Source organism: Elstera sp., from assembly GCF_044372965.1.
Lineage (GTDB): Bacteria > Pseudomonadota > Alphaproteobacteria > Elsterales > Elsteraceae > Elstera.
On record NZ_JBILQX010000141.1, the window covers coordinates 1 to 9353 of the forward strand.

At 62.3% G+C, this 9353-nt stretch carries 6 protein-coding genes; 2 read left to right on the top strand and 4 right to left on the bottom strand.

Annotated elements, in window-relative coordinates; translation table 11 throughout:
• The 4 genes from ACIQ36_RS15115 to ACIQ36_RS15130 form a co-directional block, all read right to left on the bottom strand.
• A partial coding sequence (locus ACIQ36_RS15115; RefSeq protein ID WP_395830750.1) for a HAMP domain-containing protein occupies nucleotides 1–1257 on the bottom strand: 1257 nt, incomplete at its 3' end.
• A 28-nt stretch (nucleotides 1258–1285) separates the two neighbouring features.
• The gene (locus ACIQ36_RS15120) at nucleotides 1286–2362 is read right to left on the bottom strand and encodes an ABC transporter ATP-binding protein (RefSeq protein WP_395830753.1); all 1077 of its coding nucleotides are present in this window, start codon (nucleotides 2360–2362) and stop codon (nucleotides 1286–1288) included.
• Complete coding sequence (locus tag ACIQ36_RS15125; protein ID WP_395830756.1) at nucleotides 2359–4590, bottom strand: ABC transporter permease; 2232 nt, start codon at nucleotides 4588–4590, stop codon at nucleotides 2359–2361. Before ACIQ36_RS15125 ends, ACIQ36_RS15120 begins: the two co-directional genes overlap by 4 nt.
• A gap of 73 nt (nucleotides 4591–4663) precedes the next feature.
• Nucleotides 4664–5698, bottom strand: a complete 1035-nt coding sequence (locus tag ACIQ36_RS15130) for an ABC transporter substrate-binding protein (protein WP_395830759.1) — start codon at nucleotides 5696–5698, stop codon at nucleotides 4664–4666.
• 163 nt (nucleotides 5699–5861) lie between these two features.
• Between ACIQ36_RS15130 and ACIQ36_RS15135 the strand changes: the two genes are divergently transcribed.
• Both ACIQ36_RS15135 and ACIQ36_RS15140 read left to right on the top strand, forming a co-directional pair.
• On the top strand, nucleotides 5862–8603 hold the full coding sequence (locus ACIQ36_RS15135; protein WP_395830762.1) for an ATP-binding protein: 2742 nt from the start codon (nucleotides 5862–5864) through the stop codon (nucleotides 8601–8603).
• On the top strand, nucleotides 8603–9353 hold a 751-nt coding region (locus tag ACIQ36_RS15140; RefSeq protein WP_395830765.1), incomplete at its 3' end, for a response regulator. The genes ACIQ36_RS15135 and ACIQ36_RS15140, both read left to right, overlap by 1 nt.

A 9353-nucleotide genomic window follows, 5' to 3' on the forward strand; every position in this document is an offset into this window, starting at 1 on the left:
TTGTACCCGGTCATGAAAACTATCTGCGAGCCCTAACCGTTCCGCCCGGCGGCGCTCCCCGGAAAGGCGGCGCTCGGCTTCCGCTTGGTCGTTGAGGTCGCGAACCTGCTGGGCATTGCGCCGGAAGATCGCCAAAGCCCTCGCCATCCGGGCGAGTTCGTCCTGGCCATGAACCCGGATTTCCGTCTCCAGCGCCCCGGCGGCAATCTGCTCGGTCGCTCGAACCAACCGGTCCAAACGGCGCAAGAGAATGCGATGGATCACGACCCAGGCGATCAGAAGGGCCAAAATCAGGCTGCCGACCGCTGCCGCAATCAAGCGCTGATAGCTTTCGCTCAAAACCGCCGAAACCTCGGCGGCTTCCGACAGGGCCGCTGCATTCACCTGAGTTCCGAGAACGGAAACAGCGGTTGAAATGGCGACTGCGGCCTGGCGAACCTCGGCCAACTGCTCTGGCAAGGCCTGAGCAGCGTCAATATCGCCCTGGCGCACGACGAATAGCCCCTGCGGCCCCTCACCCAGTTTCAAAAACTGCCCGACCGGCCCAGCGAGATCAGGCTCGTTGAGCGCTTCCAAAGCCGCCCGCGTTGCGCTGACGGCATCGGGAAACTCCCGCTTCAACTGCCCAAAATCGCGCGGCTCGCTAACGTCAAGCGCCTGCCCCAAGAGAGCGCGGACTTGCCCCGAGGCCGCGAGCAGACGAAAAGCCTGCGCTTGCCGGGCGACAGGCGCGCTCGGCCCCGGCGTCAGCACCCGCTGAAGCTCGCCGTAGCGGCGCTCCAGATCGGCCTGGAGCGCTAGGCGGCGCGGTTGGGTTTCCAGGCGTTTTTCGACCGTCGAATCGAGTTCCCCCAGCGCCTCGGCCAAGGTCTTCCGGCCCGCGCGCAAATCATCGAGAGGCAGGCCAAAGGGATCGAGCCGCGACACCGCGTCATCAAGGAGCCGACCTTGTTCTTCGAGGTCCGCGATCGTCTCTCCGCGCTCCATTTGCCGCCGCGTTCCCGCCAATTGCGGCGCGAGCGCTACAATCGCTCCGCTACGCGCTGCGACATCCTGGGCCAGTAGCGTCACTGGCAGGCTTTTTTCGGTAATCTGGGTTAGGCTTTGCTCGATCCGGGCAAAGGCAAACAGGCCCGTCGCGCTCGCCGCCACGGTTAAGGCAACGATAGCCAGCAGCGAGAGGAAGAGTTTCGCCCGCACGCCCGCCCACAGCGGGGTTTGTACGGCGCGTGCCGATGCGGCATTGGGAAGAGACATGATAGTCGGTCCTTTGGACTGCGGGGGCTCACGCCCCCGGCAGCAGGGTAACGCCGTGGTTATGCAGGCTTAGGTGCGCGGTTGCGCCGGAGGGCAGCGCTGCGGCGAGATCGGCCCCAATGGCGAAGATTTCGCCAAACTCACTGACCAGGTGATATTCGATATGCGAGCCCAGATAGGTCGCCTTCTTCACCTCGGCCGGGGCCGAATTCGGCAGCGCGTCCGCCGACAGCCGAATCGCCTGCGGCCGCACCGCCAGCGTCACCGCGCCGGGGGCTAAATCGCGGTGGGGAAGGGTCAGCGTAAGCCCGCCGAGCCGCACTTTCCCCAAAGTATTATCGTCCCGCGCCATCAGTTCGGCGTTCAGCAGATTGGCCCCGCCGATAAAATCGGCAACGAAGCGATCCACGGGCCGCTCGTAGAGATCCGCCGGGCTGCCTTCCTGGGCGATCACCGAGCGGTTCATCACAATCACCCGGTCGGATACGGCCAGAGCCTCTTCTTGATCGTGGGTGACATAGACCGAGGTCAGGCCGAGCGACTGTTGCAGGTCGCGGATATCATCGCGCATCCGGCGGCGCAGCTTGGCGTCGAGATTGCTCAGGGGCTCGTCGAACAGCAGCACCTCCGGCTCCAGCACCAGGGCGCGGGCCACCGCGACGCGCTGCTGTTGCCCGCCCGAGAGTTCAGAGGGTAAGCGGGCCTCATATCCGGCAAGGCCAACGAGCCGTAACCCTTCGCGCGCCTTCGCCTCCGCCTCACCTTTGGGGGAGCGCCCGAGCGTTAGCCCATAGGCGACGTTCTGAAGCACGCTCATATGGGGAAACAGGGCATAGGATTGGAACACCATCGTCACGTCGCGCTCGGTCGCGTGCAACCGGGTAACATCCTTACCGCCGATGAGAATTTGCCCGTCGGTCGGAAACTCCAAACCGGCAATCATCCGTAGCGTCGTGGTCTTGCCGCAGCCCGACGGGCCGAGCAGCGTGACCAGCGTGCTGGGGGCGATGGTGAAAGACACCGAATCGACCGCCTTCACCGATCCATAAGCGCGGGTAACGGCGCGGAATTCCACACCCGCCGGGCGCGATTTGAGACTGTTCATGCGGCTTTCTCCACAATAGCGGGGGTTGCCGAAGCAACGGGACGGCGGCCGATACGGCGCTCGCCGACGACGAGTTGGATAAGGCCAATGGCCAGAGCCATCAGCACGATCAAAGCCGAGCAATAGGCAATGGCGAGGCCGAAATCACCCTGCTCGACGCGCCCGACCACATAGGCCGTCGCCAGTTCATATTTCGCGCTGACCAGGAAGATGACGGCGCTGATCGAAGTAATCGCCCGCACGAAGCTATAGACCAACGAGGCGACAATGGCGGGGCGCAACAGCGGCAGGATAACGCGGCGCAAGGTGGTGGCGCTGCTCGCGCCCAGCGTTTGCGAGCATTCATCCAGGCTGCGGTCGATCTGGCTCATCGCGGCAATCCCGGCGCGGATGCTGACGGGCATATTGCGGAAGACGAAGCAGATGACGAGGATGGCGAACCCGCCCGTCAGTTCAATCGGCGGCTGGTTGAAGGCCATGATGTAACTGATGCCGATAACGGTGCCGGGAATAGCAAAACTCAGCATGGTGGCAAATTCGAACGCCCCGCGCCCGGCAAACCGCTGGCGGACCAGCAGATAGGCGGTCAGCAGCCCCACCGCCGCTGTAATCGGGGCGGAAATTGCGGCAATTTCGAGCGTTGTAAACAAGGACGCCCAGGCACGGCCGGTCCAGAAAATTCCGCCATTGACCCATTCGACACTAAAAGCGGTCCAATAGTGGCGGAAGGTGAGCGCGTGATTGCGCCCCCAGGTTTCGACAAACCCGCCGAACAGGATCATACCGTAAATGATGGCGGTAAACGCGGCCCAGGGCAGCACAATGGCGTAGGTGAGGCGCGACACGCGGCGCGGCAGCAGCGCGTGTTGCCCGCCGTCGCCCTTGCCGCCGACGCTGGTATAGGATTTCTTACCGAGCCACAGCCGTTGCAGAAAAAATGCGCCAAGGCAGAGGGTCAGCAGAATAAGCCCTAAGGTAGCGGCCATGCCGGGATCATTCTGCGCGCCGACGACCGAGAAGAAAATTTTGGTGGAAAGCACATCGTAATTGCCGCCCAAAATCAGCGGATTGCCAAAATCGGCAAGGCTTTCGATGAAGCCGATCAGGAAGGCATTGGCGAGACCGGGGCGGATAAGGGGCAGCGTAACGGTGCGAAAGGTCTGCCAGCGGGTGGCGCGCAAGGTTTGCGCCGCCTCTTCTACCGAGGGGCTGACGCCTTGAACGACGCCGATCATTACCAGAAAGGCGATGGGCGTGAAGGCTAGAGTCTGGGTGAGCAATACCCCCGGCAGCCCGTAAATCCAGCGCGAGGGCGCAATATCGAATAGGCTGGCAAGCGCCACCGTCACCACGCCGTTGCGCCCGAAGATGAGAATAATCGCAAGACCGATGACGAAAGGCGGCGTGATGATCGGCAGCACAGTCAGCAGGCGCAGCAGCTTCTTCGCGCGGAAATTGGTGCGGGTCGCCACCAGGGCAAAGCCGAGGCCGAGCAAAGTGGTGAAAATCCCCGTGAGCACGGCCAGGAAAAGGCTATTCCAAACCACACCGCAGCGCCGGGGACCGACGACGCAATCAAGGCTCCAGATCGCGCGCGTGGTGAGCCGGTCGAACAGCGCGAGGAACGAGACATCGCCCTTGGGGCCGATGATTGCCGCCGCCAAAACATAGAAAACGGGCAGAAAAACGAAAATCCCGATGCCCGCCACGGCCAATCCTACCGCGCCGGAAATAAACCCGTCGCCCTTGAACGCCCCCCGATCGGCGAGCCCGTAGGTCATGGCGAACAAAAGTGCGAGGCTGGTGCCCCAGGCGCCGATGCCGATGCCGCTTTGCGCCTCGACCGTCCCGAAAACCCCGGTCGCGGCCGTCACGGTCCAGCCGCGCAAGCCGATGGAAAAGCCTTGGAGCAGCAGCAGCGCGAGCCCACTCCCGCCCGCAAGCGCCAATCCCAAACCGCGCGCGGCCCGGTGCGCCGCCAAGCGCGCCGGATCGGCCGCCGGGTTCGACAAGGGCCAGAGCGCGGTAAGGCTTGCCGCCAAAAGGCATAGGCCGATGGGCAGCAACCACCAGCGCCCCTGCGTTAACCCCGCATAAAGCCCCGATCCGAGGCTTTCCGGCCCCGCATCCGTCCAGAGGGGAACCCCCCAGGCTTGCCCCGCGTACCAGGGCAACACCGCATAGCAAAGCCATCCGGTGATCAGCCAAAAGCCGACCGGTCGCCGCATTTTCAAACCTCCAAGAGAAAGAAAGACGGCACGGGGACAGATTGGATCTGCTCCCCGCGCCGAAGGATCGCGCTTAGTTGGAAGCCGCGCGGATCTCGTTATCCCAGCGGGTCAGTAGGCGCTTACGCTCGTCGGCGGTGCCGTATTTTTGGAAGTTATAATCGATCAGCCGAATATCGCTGAGGCGCGGGGCTTCGGGCGGAATCGGCGATTTTTTATTCGACGGAACCTGATAGCTCTTATTCTGCCCCGCGATTTCCTGCGCGGCGGGGGTTAGCGCCCAATCGTACCATTTCTTAGCGCTGTCGAGGTTCTTGGCCCCATTGATGATCGACATTGAGCCAATTTCATACCCGGTGCCTTCGCAGGGCGTGGCCACATCTACCGGGAAGCCGTTAATCTTCTGCGTTACACCATCGTGAATGAAGATAATCCCCACCAGGGTTTCACCGCGCGCAGCCGCATTGGCGGGCGCGATACCCGATTTTGTGTATTGGTTCATCTGCGGGTGAAGCTTTTTCATGTAGGAAAAACCATCGTCTTCACCGAAAAGCTGAACAAGCGTTGCCAGGGTGGTATAGGCCGTTCCCGAGGAATTGGGGTTGGCGGCCTGTACCTCTGCTTTGAATTCGGGGCGCAACAGATCTGACCAGCATTTTGGCGCAGCAATATTGCGCTTCTTCAGTTCATCCACATTATAAATAAAGCCGAGAGCACCGGCATAAATTCCAACGCTCTTGCCCTTAGATTGCTTGAATTGGCTGACGGCCCAAGGGTGCAATTCTTTGAGCATAGGCGATTCATAGGCCTGTAACAGCCCCTCTTCCGACGCCTGCAACTGCGGATCACCAGGACCGCCCCACCAAATATCGGCCTTCGGATTATTCGACTCGGCGCGCACCTGCGCCAAGGTTTCGCCCGCGCTTTTCCGCGTCAGCGCCACCTGAATGCCAGTGGTACGCTGAAAGCTGACGGCCATGGCCTGACACCATTCTTCCTGCACACCGCAGTAAACGGTCAGAGCCCCAGCGGCCTGCGCGCTGACGGAAACAAACAGACTAGAGCCGAGCAGTAAGGCCGCTGCGGAAATTTTCACTGAAATCGTCATCGCGAATCCTCCAATATTTCTTATGTTACAAGTGTTACTTCATGTGAAATGAAGTAAAGCTCTGTATCTATATTTATTTTTATTTTTACTCTCGTCAATCTGGAAATCATCGCTAGGATGAGATCAACGAGATTGGCGAACCCAACCACGGAAAGAGGGGACCATGCCGCAGACAGCAGAGGCGATTAGCCCCGGGTTGAGCGTGCGGGCCAAACTGCTGCTGGCCTTTAGCGGATCGAGCCTGCTAACCCTCGCCATTGCCGGAATCGGCTGGGTCGCGCTAACCCAGGCCGAGCGGGTAACCGATCAACTCTCCCAACAAGCGCTTCCCGTGATGAGCGCCGCCTTCGCCCTGGCCGATGCCAGCGCGGGCCTTGCCGCCGTCGCGCCCGTTGTCGTGACGGCGGAAACCGAGTTACGCCTTGCCACCATCGCCGACGAGTTGGCCGAGCGGTCGCGGGATCTCAACCGGTCGGTTGAGACGTTCTTTGCCGCCGACAGCCAAACCCCCACCCCCTCCGGCCCATGGCGGGACCATATTTCGGCAACCGCGCTGACGCTCTCGCAGGAACTACGCTCGCTGGTGAAGGCCCGCCGACAGGCGCTCGACCTGCGCCTGCGAATGCTGCACCAGAAGGATCTCTACACGACCGCCAAAAGCGGTCTTGCGCTTTGGCAGGCGCGGTTGGTGCAAAGCGCAAGCGGCCTCAGCGGCACGACGCCGCAAAAAGACCCTGGTGCTGCGGTTCTCGCGCTCGGGCTTGCGGCGGAAGAAGCCGGGCGGCTGGTGAACACTACCTTGTCCGCCTTTGCCGTCGATCAACTCGCCGACATCGAACAGGCCGAGGCGGCCTATGTGAGTTCCTCGGTCGCGCTGACCGTTCGGGTCGCCCGTTTGATCGACTTAGGGTTCGAGCCCCAAGCGCTCGAACAGGCCTTCGGCGCGCTGACCGCCACGCATACCGAGATTTTCGATCTGCGCCGCGAGACAATTTTGATCGAGCAGATCGTTGGGCAAACCCTGGCCCGGGCGGCGCGGCAATCAGCCGCGCTGATTGAACAAGTATCGGCCCTAAGCCAGAGCGTGCAGGCGCGCGCCCGCAGCGATAGCGCGGCGGCGATTACCGCGCAGCGTTCCTCGAAAATCTCGATGCTACTGCTGGGCGCGGGCTGCGCGCTGCTGGCGGCGATTGCCTGCTTTACGCTCGTGCAGCGGTTCTCCCGACGGTTGCACGCGATTACCGCCGCCATGGCCCAGCTTGCTGGCGGCGACCGCACGACTCCCGTTCCTGCCATTCGGCGCAGCGACGAAATCGGTCGCCTCGCCCGCGCTTTCAGCGTTTTCCGCGATCAAGCGCAAGAGCGGGTTGAGCTGCTGGAAAAGGTCAGTGAGCAAAGCCATTTGGTGCGGGCGCTGTTCGACAATCTCGACGAGGGGCTAGCGATTTTTACCCCCGGCGGGCGGCTGCTGCACACTAATCCGCGCCTCGCCGAATTATTGCATCTACCCGAGCCGCCCGAGGCCGGAACCCACGCCCGCGCGCTGCTGGCTGCCTCTATCGAGCGCACCGCGCGCCTGTGCAACAGCGGGCGACAGTTGATTCTCGAACAAGATATTCTCGATCATCCCATCACAAGCCCCGGCCGCTGGGAACTAACCTTTCCCAGCGGCAGTGCGGGCGTTTCCAGCGAACCGATTGTTGAGTTGCGTTGGACCCCTTTGCCCAGCGCCGATTTCGCCATCCTCTCCTGCACCGACGTTAGTGACCGCCGCTCCATCGAACGGCAGTTGCGGCAGGCGCAAAAAATGGAAGCGATTGGGCGGTTTACCGGCGTGATTGCCCACGACTTCAATAATTTCCTCACGGCAATTCTGACTAATCTGCATCTTTTGGCTGAAAGCGATACCAAACCCGAAACGCGGCAGCGGGTTCAACGCGCCCTTGATGCCGCTGAACGGGGCGCAGGGATGATCGCCCGCCTATTAGTGTTTGCCCGCAATCAGGCGCTCCAGCCCGAGCTTTTATCGGTCAATGACCTAATCCTCGGCATGGTCGATTTCCTCGAATTATCGGTTGGGCCGAAGATTGCTATTTCGCTCGATCTCGCCCCCGATCTCGGGCAGACGCTGGTCGATGCCGGGCAACTCGAAAGCGCGCTCGTCAACCTCGTGCTGAATGCGCGCGACGCCATGCCCGGCGGTGGGCAAATCCGCATCTGCACGCAAATTCTTGCGCCAGATGGGCTCAAGGCCGATCAGAATTGGTTGTGCCTCTGCGTCGAGGATAGCGGCAGCGGCATGGCCCCGGATGTTATGGCGCGGGCGTGCGACCCGTTTTTCACCACCAAACCGCCGGGCGAAGGAACGGGGCTCGGGCTGAGCATGGTTTACGGCTTCATCGGGCAGAGTGGCGGCGATATGCATATTCAGAGCGAACCCCAGCGCGGCACCAGCGTTAACCTGTTCCTTCCCCGCCGCCAGGGCACGCCAAAGACGGCACGGCCCGCGCCCGAGGCGGTTCCCCCCGCGCCGCGTCCAGCGTTAACGATCCTGCTGGTCGATGACGACGCCGCCGTGCGCGACGCTCTGGAGGATATGTTGGGCCATCTCGGCCACCGGGTCCGCGCCTGCGCCACGGAGGCAGAAGCCTTGGCGCTTTTGGAAACCGAGGCCATCGACCTGCTGCTGACCGATATTCTCCTCGCCGATAAACAAACCGGCTGGCAGATTATTCGCGCCGCCCGCCGCCGCAAGCCTGGGCTACCGGTGCTGGTCTGCACGGGGTACGACCCAAGCCCGGAGTTGGGCCAGGGAACCGAGTTTGCAGGCTTGCCGGTTCTGCGAAAACCTTTCACCCTTCCCCGCCTGAGCCTTGCGCTCGCCACGACAGGAGCCGGACGTTGATGCTGCCGCCTTCCGCCCCGCGCCCGCGCCTGCATCTCGCCCTGGTGGAAGATGATCCGCTAGTAGCCGAAAGCTTGAGCGATTTTCTTGCCGGTGAGGCTTATGACGTACACGCCTGCCCCAGCGGCGCGGCCCTGCGCGCGCTTCTGCCCCAGCAGCCCATCGATCTTATTCTGCTCGATCTTGGCCTGCCGGACGAAGACGGGTTCGCCCTGGCAGCCCAGATTCGCGCCTTCTCCCCCGTGCCGATCATTATGTTGACCGGGCGCGGGGCGGACGTGGACCGCATCGTCGGGCTGGAACTGGGAGCCGATGACTATGTGGTGAAACCCTTCAACCCGCGCGAACTCTTGGCCCGCATCAAGGCCGTTACCCGGCGCACAACCCCGGCACCCGCCCCGGCACTGCTCACGCCACTAGCACCGCCGTCCGCGCCGAGTGGGCTGCGCGGATATCAGTTCGCCGGCTGGACGCTTGATCTCGCTCTGCGGCGTTTGGTTCAGCCTGATGGGACGCTCGCCGACCTCAGTACTGCTGAATTCGAACTGCTGACAGTGCTCGTCGAGGGACACGGCGATGTACTGAGCCGGGCCGAAATTCTGCGACGCTGCGGACGGACCAGCGACGCAATTTTTGAACGCTCTATCGATGTGACGATTCTGCGTCTGCGCCGGAAAATCGAGGCTAATCCGCAGCAGCCCGCCTTCATTCGCACCGAGCGAGGGGTGGGGTACCTGTTTGCAACCCGGC